At 65.2% G+C, this 14,318-nt stretch carries 14 protein-coding genes and 1 pseudogene; 3 read left to right on the top strand and 12 right to left on the bottom strand.

Annotated features, from left to right (window positions below; all coding sequences use genetic code 11):
• The first annotated feature begins 50 nt into the window (after positions 1-50).
• The 3 genes from valS (at position 51) to J1M43_RS07250 (ending at position 5,225) form a co-directional block, all read left to right on the top strand.
• Positions 51-2,639, top strand: coding sequence for a valine--tRNA ligase (gene valS / locus J1M43_RS07260; protein WP_206476384.1), 2,589 nt, complete (start codon positions 51-53; stop codon positions 2,637-2,639).
• Positions 2,639-2,854: a hypothetical protein gene (locus tag J1M43_RS07255; protein WP_033107548.1), complete on the top strand. Its 216-nt coding sequence runs from the start codon at positions 2,639-2,641 to the stop codon at positions 2,852-2,854. Before valS ends, J1M43_RS07255 begins: the two co-directional genes overlap by 1 nt.
• Before the next feature lie 322 nt (positions 2,855-3,176).
• Positions 3,177-5,225 carry a M3 family metallopeptidase gene (locus J1M43_RS07250; protein ID WP_206476383.1) on the top strand — a complete coding sequence of 683 codons (2,049 nt, stop codon included), beginning with the start codon at positions 3,177-3,179 and terminating at the stop codon, positions 5,223-5,225.
• A 20-nt stretch (positions 5,226-5,245) separates the two neighbouring features.
• On the opposite strand, the gene J1M43_RS17080 is transcribed toward J1M43_RS07250, so the two are convergent.
• The 12 genes and pseudogenes from J1M43_RS17080 to J1M43_RS07190 all read right to left on the bottom strand — a co-directional run bounded on the left by J1M43_RS17080 (position 5,246) and on the right by J1M43_RS07190 (position 14,136).
• Entirely contained in the window at positions 5,246-5,428 is a 183-nt protein-coding gene (locus J1M43_RS17080; RefSeq protein WP_206477425.1) for a hypothetical protein, read from the bottom strand.
• A 29-nt stretch (positions 5,429-5,457) separates the two neighbouring features.
• A pseudogene (locus tag J1M43_RS17075) lies at positions 5,458-5,571 on the bottom strand (epoxide hydrolase); the annotation flags it as partial.
• A 34-nt stretch (positions 5,572-5,605) separates the two neighbouring features.
• Positions 5,606-6,145 (bottom strand): NUDIX hydrolase, encoded by a 540-nt coding sequence (locus J1M43_RS07235; RefSeq protein WP_206476382.1) that lies wholly within the window; start codon positions 6,143-6,145, stop codon positions 5,606-5,608.
• Entirely contained in the window at positions 6,142-7,410 is a 1,269-nt protein-coding gene (clpX, locus tag J1M43_RS07230; protein ID WP_206476381.1) for an ATP-dependent Clp protease ATP-binding subunit ClpX, read from the bottom strand. Before clpX ends, J1M43_RS07235 begins: the two co-directional genes overlap by 4 nt.
• A 183-nt stretch (positions 7,411-7,593) precedes the next feature.
• Complete coding sequence (locus tag J1M43_RS07225) at positions 7,594-7,899, bottom strand: helix-turn-helix domain-containing protein (RefSeq protein ID WP_033107624.1); 306 nt, start codon at positions 7,897-7,899, stop codon at positions 7,594-7,596.
• A 5-nt stretch (positions 7,900-7,904) separates the two neighbouring features.
• Positions 7,905-8,060 carry a type II toxin-antitoxin system RelE/ParE family toxin gene (locus J1M43_RS07220; protein WP_200881043.1) on the bottom strand — a complete coding sequence of 52 codons (156 nt, stop codon included), beginning with the start codon at positions 8,058-8,060 and terminating at the stop codon, positions 7,905-7,907.
• A 229-nt stretch (positions 8,061-8,289) separates the two neighbouring features.
• On the bottom strand, positions 8,290-9,141 hold the full coding sequence (locus tag J1M43_RS07215; protein ID WP_033107544.1) for an aldehyde dehydrogenase family protein: 852 nt from the start codon (positions 9,139-9,141) through the stop codon (positions 8,290-8,292).
• Positions 9,138-10,580, bottom strand: coding sequence for an aldehyde dehydrogenase family protein (locus J1M43_RS07210; protein WP_033107543.1), 1,443 nt, complete (start codon positions 10,578-10,580; stop codon positions 9,138-9,140). The genes J1M43_RS07215 and J1M43_RS07210 overlap by 4 nt, the downstream gene beginning before the upstream one ends.
• A 79-nt stretch (positions 10,581-10,659) precedes the next feature.
• Positions 10,660-11,661, bottom strand: a complete 1,002-nt coding sequence (gene deoC, locus J1M43_RS07205; RefSeq protein WP_033107542.1) for a deoxyribose-phosphate aldolase — start codon at positions 11,659-11,661, stop codon at positions 10,660-10,662.
• On the bottom strand, positions 11,658-12,626 hold the full coding sequence (locus J1M43_RS07200; protein ID WP_240545709.1) for a sugar-binding transcriptional regulator: 969 nt from the start codon (positions 12,624-12,626) through the stop codon (positions 11,658-11,660). Before J1M43_RS07200 ends, deoC begins: the two co-directional genes overlap by 4 nt.
• Positions 12,627-12,875: 249 nt before the next feature.
• Positions 12,876-13,523, bottom strand: a complete 648-nt coding sequence (locus J1M43_RS07195; protein ID WP_033107541.1) for an ATP-dependent Clp protease proteolytic subunit — start codon at positions 13,521-13,523, stop codon at positions 12,876-12,878.
• Between the two features lie 19 nt (positions 13,524-13,542).
• Positions 13,543-14,136 (bottom strand): ATP-dependent Clp protease proteolytic subunit, encoded by a 594-nt coding sequence (locus J1M43_RS07190; protein WP_033107540.1) that lies wholly within the window; start codon positions 14,134-14,136, stop codon positions 13,543-13,545.
• Between the last annotated feature and the right edge of the window lie 182 nt (positions 14,137-14,318).

Here is a 14,318-nt window from a genome sequence, read left to right as displayed (position 1 = left end):
CACTCAGGCACGCTCACACAGTGCCGCATACATCGCGCAAGGAGACCTCCATGTCGGCAACCGTCCAGAACCAGATCCCCGACAAGCCCGTCCTCGAAGGTCTCGAAGCGAAGTGGGACGGCGTCTGGGCGCAGCAGGGCACCTACCTGTTCGATCGCCTGCGCGCAGCGGAACTCGGCCGCGATGGCGTCTACTCGATCGACACGCCTCCGCCGACGGCATCCGGATCTCTCCACATCGGGCACGTGTTCTCGTACACGCACACCGACGTCAAGGCGCGCTACGAGCGAATGCGCGGCAAGAGCGTTTTCTACCCGATCGGCTGGGACGACAACGGTCTGCCCACAGAGCGGCGCGTGCAGAACTTCTACGGGGTGCGCGTCGACCCGACGCTCCCCTACGACGCGGACTTCGTGCCCCCCTTCGAGGGCAACGCGAAGAGCCTGAAGGCCGCCGACCAGCAGCCCATCAGCCGCCGCAACTTCATCGAGCTGTGCGAACGCCTCACCGTGGAGGACGAGAAGCAGTTCGAGGATGTCTTCCGCCAGATGGGTCTCAGCGTCGACTGGACGCAGACGTACCGCACGATCTCAGACGAGACGATCCGCCAGAGCCAGCTCGGGTTCATCCGCAACCACGAGCGCGGCGAGGCGTACCAGGCGCTCGCGCCCACGCTGTGGGATGTCGACTTCCGCTCCGCCATCGCCCAGGCAGAGCTCGAAGATCGCGATCAGCAGGCCTCGTACCACCGCATCGCCTTCCACAAGACCGACGGCTCGGGCGACATCCACATCGAGACGACGCGTCCCGAACTGCTCGCGGCCTGTGTCGCGCTGGTGGCTCACCCCGACGATGAGCGCTACCAGCCCTACTTCGGCCAGACGGTGCGCACCCCCCTGTTCGACGTCGAGATCCCCGTGCTCGCGCACCACCTCGCGCAGCAGGACAAGGGCTCGGGAATCGCGATGGTCTGCACGTTCGGTGACGTGACCGACATGGTGTGGTGGCGCGAGCTCGATCTGCCGATCCGCACGATCCTGGGTCTCGACGGCCGCGTGATCGCAGACGCCCCTGATGCGATCGAATCGGATGCCGGCACCGCCGCCTACGCGGAGCTCGCAGGCAAGACCGTCTTCAGCGCCAAGAAGCGGGTCGTCGAGCTGCTTGAGGAATCGGGCGAGCTGCTCGAGGTGTCGGCGCCCTTCAACCACGCCGTGAAGTTCTTCGAGAAGGGCGACCGCCCGCTCGAGATCGTCTCGACGCGCCAGTGGTATGTCCGCAACGGCGCCCGGGATGAGGCGCTGCGCGACCAGCTCATCGCGCACGGCAAGGAATTGCAGTGGCACCCTGATTTCATGCGCGTGCGCTACGAGAACTGGGTCGGCGGCCTCACGGGCGACTGGCTCGTCTCGCGTCAGCGCTTCTTCGGCGTGCCGTTGCCCGTCTGGTACGGCCTGGACGAGAACGGAGATCGCGACTACGACCGCGTGCTGATGGCGTCGCCGGAGCAGCTGCCGATCGATCCGACCAGCGACGTCCCCACCGGTTACACCGAGGACCAGCGCGGCGTCGCGGGCGGTTTCGAAGCCGAGACCGACATCCTCGACACGTGGGCTACGTCATCTTTGACCCCGCAACTCGCCGGCGGCTGGCAGCGCGATGAGGAACTGTGGAACCTCGTCGCTCCGTTCGATGTGCGTCCGCAGGCGCAGGACATCATCCGCACCTGGTTGTTCTCGACCATGCTGCGCTCGACGCTCGAAGACGGCCGGTCGCCGTGGAAGCACGCCTCGATCTCCGGTTTCATCGTCGACCCCGATCGCAAGAAGATGTCGAAGTCGAAGGGCAACGTCGTGACGCCCGCCGACATCCTCGAGAAGCACGGTTCGGATGCTGTGCGCTACTGGGCGGCTTCCAGCCGCCTCGGAGTGGACGCCGCGTTCGACCCGCAGAACCCGACGCAGATGAAGATCGGCCGCCGCCTGGCGATCAAGGTGCTCAACGCCGCGAAGTTCGTGCTGTCGTTCCCGGTGCCTTCCGGAGCCGAGATCACGAATGCTCTGGATGCCTCGATGCTCGCGGCCCTCGACGAGGTCGTCCGCGAGACGACCAAGGCATTCGACGCGTTCGACCACGCTCGCGCGCTGGAGATCACCGAGTCGTTCTTCTGGGCGTTCTGCGACGACTACCTCGAGCTCGTCAAGGAACGCGCATACGACCAGACCGACGTCGGCCAGCCTTCGGCGGCGCTCGCGCTGCGGATGGCGCTGTCGACACTGCTCCGTCTGCTCGCTCCGGTGGTGTCGTTCGCCACCGAGGAGTCGTGGAGCTGGTTCGAAGAGGGCTCGATCCACACCGCATCCTGGCCGGAGCCGCTGGACGCCGAAGGCGACCCTGACGTGCTGTCTGCCGCGAGTGCGGCACTGATCGGCATCCGCCGGGCCAAGACCGAGGCGAAGGCCTCGCAGAAGACGCCGGTGTCGCGCGCAGTGATCGTCGCTCCTGCCGAGACGCTCGAGGCCGTGCGTGCCGCTGCCGACGATCTTCGTGCGGTCGGCCGCATCGCCGTGCTGGAGTTCGCGGTCGGCGACGAGCTCGCCGTCACCGAGATCGAGCTGGCTCCCGTGGAGGCGAGCTGATGCAGCTCGGCACGCGTTGGGCGACGGGTTCGGCTGTCCCGGCATCCGTTCCCGCCGCGCTGCGGCCCGCCATCGCCGAGGTCGAGGCGCAGGGCATCACCGGCATGTGGACCCTCACGTGGCTGGAGGGCCGGCCGATCGCCGAGCTGGATGCCGGATGGGAAGTGCTTCTCGCAGCATCCGGTGAGGTCATCGCCCGCCCCTTCCAGGACTGAGCCTGCCTCCGCTCAACGTCCCGCGCTGGTTCTGCTCCCGCGGATACTCCCCGCGGGTCGTTGAGCGAGCGAAGCGAGACGAAACAAGCACCCCGCGGGTCGTTGAGCGAGCACCCCGCGGGTCGTTGAGCGAGCGCAGCGAGACGAAACGGACTGAGCGAGCGCAGCGAGTCGAAGTCGCCCAGCACCGCCGTGCACCCAACTGTGCGAGCAGGTGGTCCGTAGCAAGGCGTGTTGACGCGCGCTCGATCGTGGATGCGCCCCGCGATACCGGAATAGCCTGTGTGGCGGCTACTTTTTGCGTTGGCCATAGGCTCGTGAGATGACCGATGCCGCGAACCCGCTCCTGACGCCATCCGCTCTCCCCTACGCGCTCCCCGACTACGCCGCGATCCGGCCCGAGCACTACCTGCCGGCTTTCCGCGCGGCGTTCGACGAGCATCTCGCCGAGATCCGGCGCATCACGATGGTGCGGGCGATGCCGACGTTCGACAACACGATGGTGCCGCTCGAGCGGTCCGGCGCTGCCCTGGATCACGTCGCGCACGCCTTCTACACGGTGAGCTCGGCCGATGCCACGGATGAGATCCAGGCGATCGACGAGGAACTCGCTCCGTTGATGGCCGCGCACGAGGACGCCATACGCCTCGACGCGCAGTTGTACTGGAGAGTCAAGACCCTGCACGAGCAGCTCGACAACCTGGAGCTCGACGACGAGAGTCGGTACCTGGTTCAGCGGCACTTCCGTGAGATGACGCATGCCGGAGCCGCCCTCGACGACGATGCGAAATCGCGGCTCACCGCGCTCAACCAACAGCTGTCGACTCTGACCACGACGTTCGAGAAGAATCTGCTCGCCGACACCAATGAGCTCGCCGTGCTGTTCGAGAACGCCGAAGAGCTGGACGGACTCACCGACGGCGAGCTCTCGGCGTCCGCACGGGCGGCGAGCGAACGCGGTCACGAGGGCTTTCTCATCTCGCTGCCCCTGTTCACAGGGCATCCGTATCTCGCTTCGCTGACGAACCGCGAGAGCCGTCGTCTGATCATGGAGGCGTCCCGCTCCCGTGGGATGCGCGGCAACGCGAAGGACAACCGCGCCGTGCTGACGCAGATCGTCACCCTGCGTGCGGAGCGCGCCGCGCTGCTCGGCTACCCGTCGCACGCCGCATACGTGACAGCCGACGAGACCGCCGGCACGCCGGAGGCCGTGTCCGATCTACTTCACCGGCTCGCTCCGGCGGCAGCATCCAACGCCCGTGCAGAACAGGAGGCGCTCCAGGCGATCATCGACGAGACCGAGAAGGAGCCGTTCGCGCTGGAAGCACACGACTGGGCGTTCTACACCGAGAAGGTGCGCACCGCGAAGTACGCCATCGACACGGCTGCGCTTCGCCCCTGGTTCGAAGCGGAGCGCGTGCTGCAGGACGGCGTCTTCTACGCGGCAACGCAACTGTACGGCGTGACGTTCACCGAGCGCGCCGATCTGGCCGCCTACCACCCCGGCGCCCGTGTCTTCGAGGTGCACAACGCCGGTGGCGGTGCGCTCGGCCTGTACGTGCTCGACCTGTACACGCGCGACTCCAAGCGGGGCGGTGCGTGGATGAACCCGATCGTCAGCCAGTCCGCACTACGCGGCACAGCACCGGTCGTCGTGAACAACCTCAACGTGGCGCAGCCGGGTGATGGCCAGCCGACGCTGCTGACACTGGACGAGGTCACGACGTTGTTCCATGAGTTCGGGCACGCGCTGCACGGACTGTTCGCCACAGTCGACTACCCGCATTTCGCCGGCACCAACGTGTTCCGCGACTTCGTCGAGTTCCCCAGCCAGGTCAACGAGATGTGGATCCTCTGGGCCGATGTGCTCGACAACTATGCCCGTCACCATGAGACGGGCGAGGCTCTGGATGCAGGCGTGGTCGAGCGTCTGCGCGCGACCGAGTCCTTCAATCAGGGGCACGACACGAGCGAGTATCTCGCGGCCGCGTGGCTGGATCAGGCCTGGCATCGGGTGGAAGCTTCGGATGCCGTGACCGATGTCGCCGCCTTCGAGGCCGCGGCTCTCGCGGAGATCGGTCTCGACAACCCCGCGGTGCCGACGCGGTACTCGTCCACGTACTTCGCGCACGTGTTCTCGGGCGGCTACAGTGCCGGGTACTACTCGTACATCTGGAGTGAGGTGCTCGACGCCGACACTGTGGAGTGGTTCCGCGAGAACGGCGGCCTGACGCGCGAGAACGGCGACCGATTCCGGGCACGACTGCTGGGCGTCGGCGGCTCGAAGGATCCACTGGAGGCCTACCGCGACTTCCGCGGCCGCGACGCCGAGATCACCCCGCTGCTGAAGCGCCGCGGTCTCGGTGGGTGAGAGCCGGAGCGCTTCGTTGGTCATGCGGACAGCAGCCCGAGTTCACGCGCGAAGTCGCGCATGCGCGTGGCGATGGCCTGCGGCACCTCTGCAACGGCGAAATGTCCGCCCTCCGGCATCCGATCGAACGAGCGCAGGTCGCGGTAGAAGCTCCGTGCGACGCTCTCGGGGTAGCGCGCGCTCGCCAGTCGAACGCGCGCCACGAATCGACCAGGTCACGAAGGTATGCCGCATTCATGCCCGTCTCGGGGCGGCGCGGCGAGTCGGGGAGCAACCGTGAACGTGAGAGTCGCTCTCGCAGATCGGCGATTACGTCGTCGGGAACGGAGACTCGAAAGCTTCGCATGCGCTCACCATAGAACGCCCCTCGGACATCGACGTCAGAGGTGCGGCAGTGCCTTGTACCAGGTCAGCTGGTGATAGCTCTGCGGCAGGTGCTCCCCCAGCCCGGCCATCGGAAGGACGCGAACGGTGATCAGCTCACCTTCGTCGAGCGATTGACCTGCCACGCGCGTGCAACCGACCGCGAGGAAGTGGTGGACGCGGTTCGTGTGATTGCCGAAGTTCGCCCAGGTCGCACCGAGATCAATGACCTCCGCAGCGGCATACCCGGTCTCCTCGAGGAGTTCCCTCGTCGCAGCATCTTGCGGCTCCTCGCCGGTTTCGACAGCACCGCCGATCGTGCCCAGCGCGATGATCCCCGCACCGTGGCGATACTCCTCCACGACGATCGCGTTGCCGTCGACATCGACTGCGAGCAGCGAGATCCATTCGCTCGGTTCGAGTACGTAGTACGGCGAGATCGTGCGCCCCGCAGCATCCACGCATTCGTCTGCACGCAGACGGATCCAACGGTCTGCGACGATCATCCGGCTGGATGTCGTCTTCCACGGCTCGGGGCTGCGCCCCGCAGCACTCACGCGCTCTTGCGCTTGCGTTCCATCACGATGGTCGGCGGTGCACCGTCATCGACGGCGGCACGCGTGACCACGACCTTCTTCACATCTTCGGCTGAAGGGATCTCGAACATGATCGGTCCGAGCACATCTTCGAGAATCGCACGGAGCCCTCGCGCACCCGTCTTTCGCTCCACCGCAAGGTCGGCGATCGACCGGAGCGCGTCTTCCTCGAACTCGAGTTCCACGCCGTCGATCTCGAACATGCGCTGGTACTGCTTGACCAAGGCATTGCGAGGTCCGGTGAGGATCTCGATCAACGCGCTCTGATCGAGCGGCGACACCGACGCCACGATCGGCAGTCGCCCGATGAACTCCGGGATGAGACCGAACTTGTGCAGGTCTTCCGGGAGCACCTCACTGAACAGGTCGAGGTCCTTCGTCTTGTCGTGCAGCGGTGCGCCGAAGCCGACACCGTGCTTGCCGACACGCGACGAGACGATGTCTTCCAGGCCCGCGAAGGCACCCGCGACGATGAACAACACGTTGGTCGTGTCGATCTGCAGAAACTCCTGGTGCGGATGCTTGCGTCCGCCCTGCGGCGGCACCGAAGCGACCGTGCCCTCGATGATCTTCAGCAGCGCCTGCTGCACGCCTTCGCCCGACACATCGCGCGTGATCGAAGGATTCTCCGCCTTGCGGGCGATCTTGTCGATCTCGTCGATGTAGATGATGCCCTGCTCGGCGCGCTTCACGTCGTAGTCGGCAGCCTGGATGAGTTTGAGGAGAATGTTCTCGACATCTTCACCGACGTAGCCGGCCTCGGTGAGCGCCGTAGCATCCGCCACAGCGAAGGGCACGTTCAATCGCTTCGCCAGCGTCTGTGCGAGGTACGTCTTGCCGCAGCCGGTCGGACCGATGAGCAGGATGTTGCTCTTGGCGATCTCGACCTCGTCGGCCTTCTGCTCTGCGAGCTGCAGCGTGCCGTGCGCGCGGACGCGCTTGTAGTGGTTGTACACCGCGACGGCCAGGGACCGCTTCGCCGGCTCCTGACCGACCACGTACTCCTCGAGGAACGAGAAGATCTCACGAGGCTTGGGCAGATCGAAATCGGCGACGCCGTCGGCGGACGATTCCGCCATGCGCTCTTCGATGATCTCGTTGCACAGCTCGACGCATTCGTCGCAGATGTACACACCGGGGCCAGCGATCAGCTGCTGCACCTGCTTCTGGCTCTTTCCGCAGAATGAGCACTTGAACAGGTCAGCGCTTTCACCGATTCGGGCCATGCGCGTCCTCCTTGGGGAGACTGAGAAACTCCTTCGAGCCTAACCTCTCCCTCAGACACTGGGCCGCATTGGCGCGGTCCGGCTCAGATCATGCTCTAAGCCGCATATCGTGCTCGGTTAGCCGACGGATAGACATTCGCCGCAAGCGAGCCACGAGAGCGAGTGGTCCGGCGGGCCAATCCTTTATGTCACCTGAAGGCGCTGGTCGCCCGAGACGTACTCGACGACGAGTTGACCACCGACAGCCTCTAGGTACTTTCGAACAGTCCCGACCTTCGCGTTGTCGAGGTCGCCGCGCTCTATCTTCGAGACCTGACGTTGGCCGACGCCGATACGCTCGGCGAGGTCCTCCTGCGTCAGCCCAAGCGCCTCGCGCAACTCGCGTAGTTGATATGCCCGGACCTCGCTGAGCATCCGCTCCTTGTGGGCGTCGACACGCTCGCGGTTAACGCCGCGTTTCGCCAACATCTGCTCACGTGTCAGAGCCATCGCAATCACTTTCCTTTGGTCTTCTTCAGTTGGCGAATGTGAGCGTCGAACAGCTCGTCCGCCACCGGGATGTTTTTCTTGTACCAGCTCTTCCAGTTGCCGGCCTTGTCACCCGCCACCAGTAGCATCCCTCGCCTCTTGGGGTCGAAGGCGAACAGCACCCGCAGCTCAGATTTTCCCGACGAACCAGGTCGGCAACTCAATCGCGGCCATCACCTGCTCATATGAGTCCTCATCGAGAGACTCCAGCCACTCCTCGATCAGCCCGAGCTCGACATCCCACATGACCAAGTGTAGACCCCACAAGGTCTAGACGCAATCTGCTGACGTGCGTGGACGCAACGAAAGCCGAGCTCTCCGTCGGCGGAAAGACGCAAAAAATGACTCGTACTAGATCATGCTCTTCGGGTGCCACACCGTCTTCGTCTCGGTGAAGGCCGCGATCCGCTCCGGCGAAGCCGTCACCTCACCGGGAGTGAGCACGCGCTTGAGCGTGTCGGCCGCGGCGATCTGCAGGTCGACCCATTCGAGCGCGTCTGCACCGGCAAGATCGAGTGCGTTGACGTCCGCGTGCGAGGCCAGCCACGGCGCGATCTCCGCCGGAGAACCGGTGAGCACGTTCACGACTCCCCCTGGCACATCGCTCGTCGCGAGCACCTCGGCGAAGCTGATCGACGAGAGCGGATGCTGTTCGCTCGCGATCACGACGACGGTGTTGCCGGCAACCAATGCGGGAGCGATCACGGAGACAAGGCCCAACAACGCGGAGTTCTGCGGCGCGATGATCGCCACGACACCGGTCGGCTCCGGCACCGAGATGTTGAAGTACGGGCCGGAGACCGGGTTCGCGTTTCCTGCGACCTGCGCGTACTTGTCGCACCAACCCGCGTACCAGACCCACAGATCCACGGCCTCATCGACCTGCGCACCGGCAACGGTGGCAGAGACGCCCTCCTGGGCGACGATCTCGTCGACGAACTGGGCACGACGCCCCTCGAGAACCTCGGCGACCCGGTAGAGCACCTGACCGCGGTTGTACGCCGTCGCCCCCGACCACCCCTTCACGGCTGCACGAGCGGCGACCACGGCATCCCGAGCATCCTTGCGGGAGCCCTTGGATGCGTTCGCCAGGAACGCGCCCTTCGCCGAGAGCACCTCGTAGGTGCGTCCCGACTCGCTGCGCGGGAACTTTCCGCCGATGGCGAGCTTGTAAGTCTTCGGAACAGTCAGTCGCTTGCTCATGCCGAAGCCCCCTTCAGGTATGCGGTGAGACCATGTCGGCCGCCCTCGCGGCCGTATCCGGATTCCTTGTACCCGCCGAACGGGCTGGCGGGGTCGAACCTGTTGAAGGTGTTCGCCCACACGACACCGGCGCGCAGCTGGTCGGCGACGGCGAGGATGCGCGATCCCTTGTCGGTCCAGATGCCGGCCGAAAGGCCGTACGGCGTGTTGTTGGCCTTGGCGATGGCCTCGGCGGGCGTGCGGAACGTCAGCACCGACAGCACCGGTCCGAAGACCTCGTCGCGGGCGATGCGGTGGGACGCTTCGACACCCGTGAAGATCGTCGGAGCGAACCAGAATCCCTTGTCGGGGATGGCGCAGTCCGCCGTCCAGCGTTCCGCGCCTTCCGCCTCGCCGATGTCGCTGAGCTCGCGGATGCGTGCCAGCTGGGCGGCGGAGTTGATGGCGCCGATGTCGGTGTTCTTGTCGAGCGGGTCGCCGAGACGGAGGGTCGACAGTCGCGTCTTCAATCGGTCGATGACCTCCTCGTGGATCGATTCCTGCACGAGCAGACGGCTGCCTGCGCAGCACACATGGCCCTGGTTGAAGAAGATGCCGTTGACGATGCCCTCGACGGCCTGATCGATGGGCGCGTCGTCGAACACGATGTTCGCCGCCTTGCCGCCGAGTTCGAGCGTGACCTTCTTGCCTGTGCCTGCCACCGCGCGCGCGATGTCGCGTCCGACGCCGGTCGAACCTGTGAAGGCGACCTTGTCGACGTCAGGGTGACGCACGAGCGTCGCACCGGTCGAGCCTGCACCGGTGACGATGTTGACGACGCCGGCGGGAAGGTCGGCCTGCTGCAGGATCTCGGCGAAGATGAGCGCGGTCAGTGGCGTCGTCTCGGCGGGCTTGAGGACCACGGTGTTCCCGGCCGCGAGGGCCGGTGCGATCTTCCACGCCAGCATGAGCAGCGGGAAGTTCCAGGGGATGATCTGACCCGCCACACCGAGCGCACGCGGGTTCGCGCCGAGGCCGGCGTGATCGAGCTTGTCGGCCCAGCCGGCGTAGTAGAAGAACCAGGATGCGACGAGCGGCACGTCGACGTCGCGGCTCTCCTTGATGGGCTTGCCGTTGTCGAGGCTCTCGGCCACGGCGAGCTCGCGGGCGCGCTCCTGCACGAGACGTGCGATGCGGAAGAGGTACTTCCCGCGGTCGCGGCCGCTCATCTTCGACCAGACCTTGTCGTACGCACGGCGCGCTGCGGTGACCGCACGGTCGATGTCCTCGTCGGACGCGCCGGCGATCTCGGCGATGTGCGATTCGTCGGCCGGGGAGATCGTCGTGAAGCTCTTGCCGGAGCCGTCGACGAACTCGCCGTCGATGAACAGGCCGTAGCTGTCACGCAGGTTCAGGATCGCCTTGGATTCGGGCGCCGGGGCATATTCCAGGAATGACATATCTATCCTTATCCTTTCACCGCGAAGCGGCGTCCAACTGGTTGCTGACACTTCGACAGGCTCAGTGGTCGAAGCATCCTCAGTCGATCGTGACGTAGTCGGGGCCGGAGTAGTGGCCGGTGGTCATCTTCTGACGCTGCAGCAGCACGTCGTTGAGCAGGCTCGACGCACCGAAGCGGAACAGGTGCGGCTGGAGCCACTCCTCCCCCGCGGTCTCGGCGACTGTGACGATGTACTTGATGGCGTCCTTGGATGTGCGGATGCCGCCGGCGGGCTTCACGCCGATCTTCTCGCCGGTCGCCCGGTACCAGTCGCGCACGGTCTCGAGCATGAGCAGCGTGGTGGGCAGCGTCGCCGCGGGCTGCACCTTGCCGGTGGACGTCTTGATGAAGTCGCCGCCCGCGAGGATGCCGAGCCATGACGCACGCTTGATGTTGTCGTAGGTGTTGAGCTCGCCGGTCTCGAGGATGACCTTGAGTGAGGCATGGCTGCCGTCCTCGCGGCGGCACGCTTCCTTCACAGCGGCGATCTGGTCGAACACGAGCCCGTAGCGTCCCGAGAGGAACGCTCCGCGGTCGATCACCATGTCGATCTCGTCGGCGCCGGCCGCGACAGCCTCGGCGGTGTCCGCGAGCTTGATCGCGAGCGATGAGCGGCCGCTGGGGAACGCCGTCGCCACTGCAGCGACGGAGATCTTCCCGTCGTCAGGGTCGCCATGCAGCGCGCCGAGCGCATCGACGGCGTATCCGACCATGTCGCCGTAGACGCAGACGGCCGCGACGAGCGGAGTCGTCTGGTCACCGGCATCCGGCGTCTTCGCCTTGGCGACGAGCGAACGCACCTTGCCGGGAGTGTCAGCGCCCTCGAGAGTGGTGAGGTCGATCAGCGAGATGATCTTATCGATCGCCCACGCCTTGGACGTCGTCTTGATCGAACGCGTGCCGAGGCCTGAAGCGCGCTGCTCCAGTCCGGTCGCATCAACTCCCGGGAGTCCGTGCAGGAAGCGACGCAGCGTGGCATCGTCGGGCTCTCCGCCCAGCACATCCACCGCGGTGCGGCGGGTGAGTTCTTTGGTCGTCATCGTTCCTCCAACAATGCTCGGGCTGTGTTCTCGTCGGTCACCAGAACGCTGCACAGGCCGCTGGTCACGACTGTACGCGCGATGTCATGCTTCAGGGCACCGGCGGTGACGAAGATCGCCTGCTTCGCCGATCGCAGGCGCTCAAGACTGACGCCGACCGTTCGTGCATCGAGCTGCGAATCGACGATGTTGCCGTCCGCGTCGATGTAGCGTCCCAGCACATCGCCGACAGCGCCGCGACGAGCGAGTTCCTCGACGTCTGCGGGCGTCAGGTAGCCGTTCTCGACGTGAGCGGATGACGCGTCGGCCGGGCCGGCAGAGTACAGATAGGCCTGCGCCTCGGCAGCCTGCTCCAAGATGGCCGAGACAGTCCGATCAGCCTCGATCGCCTGCTTCGTCTCGACGCGTTCCAGGATCGCGGGGCTGGGCAGAAGTGTCGCCTGCCCGCCGGCGCGCTGAGCGATCGTCATGGCGAGGCTCGCCGCCCCACCAGAACGTCGATTGACGCTGACGCCGCCGTTGAGCTGCACGACGGTCACGCCGCTCGCCCATCCCTCCGGCAGCGCTTCGGCGACGGCGGTGAGCGTGCGGCCCCAGCTGACGCCGAGGGTGCGGGGTACCGGGCGAAGGGCCGTCAGATGATCTGCTGCGGCCTGGGCGACTCGATCGAGAGTCGTGCTCTCGTCATCCGGCATCGGCACCACGACCGCGTCAGCGAGACCGAAACGCTCGGTGATCTCACGTTCGAGATTGAGCTTGCGGGCACGCGGATGCACGATCTCGATCCGCACGATGCCCTTCTCCCGCGCCTGGGTGAGCAGTCGCCCGACCTTCCAGCGTGAGATCTTGAGGAGGGCGCCGATCTCGTCCTGCGTCTTCGCCTCGTCATAGTAGAGCTCTGCGACTCGCACGGTGAGCAGATCTTCGTCCACGGCATCCTCCCTTCCGTTTCCGAGTCTACGCATGAGCACACGGTCGCGCATGCCGCTGCTCACATGCGCATAGATCGCAACTGTGGGCGCGCATTCGCTGTCGCCATCGCGTCCTCGCCGTGCACGTGCTTCGGAGAAATGCTCGTTCTTCGGAGCGAAACCTCGGATTTCATCCGAGCCAAGCGCATTTCTCCGAACGAAGCGCACTCTACGGGTGAACCACCGCATCCGGACACGACAAAGGGCTGCAGTCCGAAGACTGCAGCCCTTTGAGGAACCGAGTTACGAGGAGATGCGCTTGCGCGTGGTGAGCACCTGGTCGACGATGCCGTACTCGAGTGCCTCGGCGGCGGAGAGGATGTTGTCGCGGTCGATGTCGCGGTTGACCTGCTCGACCGGCTTGCCGGTGTGCTTGGCCATGGTCTCTTCGAGCCAGGTGCGCATGCGGAGGATCTCCGCAGCCTGGATCTCGATGTCGGATGCCTGCCCCTGCCCAGCCTCGCCCATCGCGGGCTGGTGGATGAGGATGCGTGCGTTGGGCAGCGCAAGGCGCTTGCCGGGTGCACCAGCAGCCAGCAGTACTGACGCAGCCGAGGCTGCCTGTCCGAGTACCACGGTCTGAATGTGCGGCGCGACATACTGCATCGTGTCGTAGATCGCCGTCATCGCGGTGAACGAGCCACCGGGCGAGTTGATGTACATCGTGATGTCACGCTCAGCATCCTGGCTCTCCAGGACGAGGAGCTGCGCCATCACGTCATCTGCTGACGCATCGTCGACCTGCACGCCCAGGAAGATCACACGGTCTTCGAAGAGCTTGTTGTACGGGTCCTGACGCTTGAAGCCGTATGCCGTGCGCTCCTCGAACTGCGGAAGCACGTAGCGGCTGGAAGGCAGGTTGCCTGCGGATTGGAAAGTGGGAGTGTACATATGCGGCCTTTCGAATCCGTTACTTGGCGTCCTGGTCGGTTCCGCCGCCACCGATGACGTCGGCAGCCGATTCGCGGATGTGGTCGACGAAGCCGTACTCGAGGGCCTCGTCAGCGGTGAACCAGCGGTCGCGGTCACCGTCGGCGTTGATCTGCTCGACCGTCTTGCCGGTCTGGCCTGCCGTGATCTCCGCGAGACGCTTCTTCATCGAGAGGATCAGCTGCGCCTGCGTCTGGATGTCGCTGGACGTTCCGCCGAAGCCGCCGTGCGGCTGGTGCAGCAGCACACGCGCGTTCGGTGTGATGTAGCGCTTGCCCTTCGTGCCGGCGGTCAGCAGCAGCTGTCCCATGGACGCCGCCATGCCGATGCCGACGGTCACGATGTCGTTCGGGACGAACTGCATCGTGTCGTAGATGGCCATGCCCGCGGTGATCGAGCCACCGGGTGAGTTGATGTAGAGGAAGATGTCTTTGTCCGAGTCTTCTGCAGCAAGAAGAAGGATCTTCGCGCAGATCTCGTTGGCGTTCTCGTCACGCACCTCGGATCCAAGCCAGATGATGCGATCCTTCAGCAGTCTGTCGAAGACGCTCGTCGCGACTAGGGGTTCAGCCATTTCAGCTCCTGTTTCCGTGTTCGGTGATTCGAATCTACCGGCGCACACTCGGCGGTCAGGCCGTGTTCGCCGTCGGCATATCAAGGTGTCGCGCTCGCCGATCTCCCGAGCGTAGGCGGTCATCGAGCGATGCGGTTTTCCCACTTCTTCATGTCGTCTCCTCATACGCGAAAGGACGGATG

This window comes from Microbacterium sp. KRD172 (assembly GCF_017168295.1).
In the GTDB taxonomy this organism is placed as follows: domain Bacteria; phylum Actinomycetota; class Actinomycetes; order Actinomycetales; family Microbacteriaceae; genus Microbacterium; species Microbacterium profundi.
Note: the sequence above shows the minus strand (reverse complement) of the source record. Positions and strands in the feature narration are given on the sequence as shown.

Coding starts and splice junctions, on each gene's coding strand:
- J1M43_RS07255 (WP_033107548.1), top strand. CDS start 2,639: ATGCAGCTCGGCACGCGTTGGGCGACGGGTTCGGCTGTCCCGGCATCC.
- J1M43_RS07195 (WP_033107541.1), bottom strand. CDS start 13,523: ATGTACACTCCCACTTTCCAATCCGCAGGCAACCTGCCTTCCAGCCGC.
- J1M43_RS07225 (WP_033107624.1), bottom strand. CDS start 7,899: ATGGCTCTGACACGTGAGCAGATGTTGGCGAAACGCGGCGTTAACCGC.
- clpX (WP_206476381.1), bottom strand. CDS start 7,410: ATGGCCCGAATCGGTGAAAGCGCTGACCTGTTCAAGTGCTCATTCTGC.
- deoC (WP_033107542.1), bottom strand. CDS start 11,661: ATGACGACCAAAGAACTCACCCGCCGCACCGCGGTGGATGTGCTGGGC.
- J1M43_RS07190 (WP_033107540.1), bottom strand. CDS start 14,136: ATGGCTGAACCCCTAGTCGCGACGAGCGTCTTCGACAGACTGCTGAAG.
- valS (WP_206476384.1), top strand. CDS start 51: ATGTCGGCAACCGTCCAGAACCAGATCCCCGACAAGCCCGTCCTCGAA.
- J1M43_RS07210 (WP_033107543.1), bottom strand. CDS start 10,580: ATGTCATTCCTGGAATATGCCCCGGCGCCCGAATCCAAGGCGATCCTG.
- J1M43_RS07250 (WP_206476383.1), top strand. CDS start 3,177: ATGACCGATGCCGCGAACCCGCTCCTGACGCCATCCGCTCTCCCCTAC.
- J1M43_RS07215 (WP_033107544.1), bottom strand. CDS start 9,141: ATGAGCAAGCGACTGACTGTTCCGAAGACTTACAAGCTCGCCATCGGC.
- J1M43_RS07200 (WP_240545709.1), bottom strand. CDS start 12,626: ATGCGTAGACTCGGAAACGGAAGGGAGGATGCCGTGGACGAAGATCTG.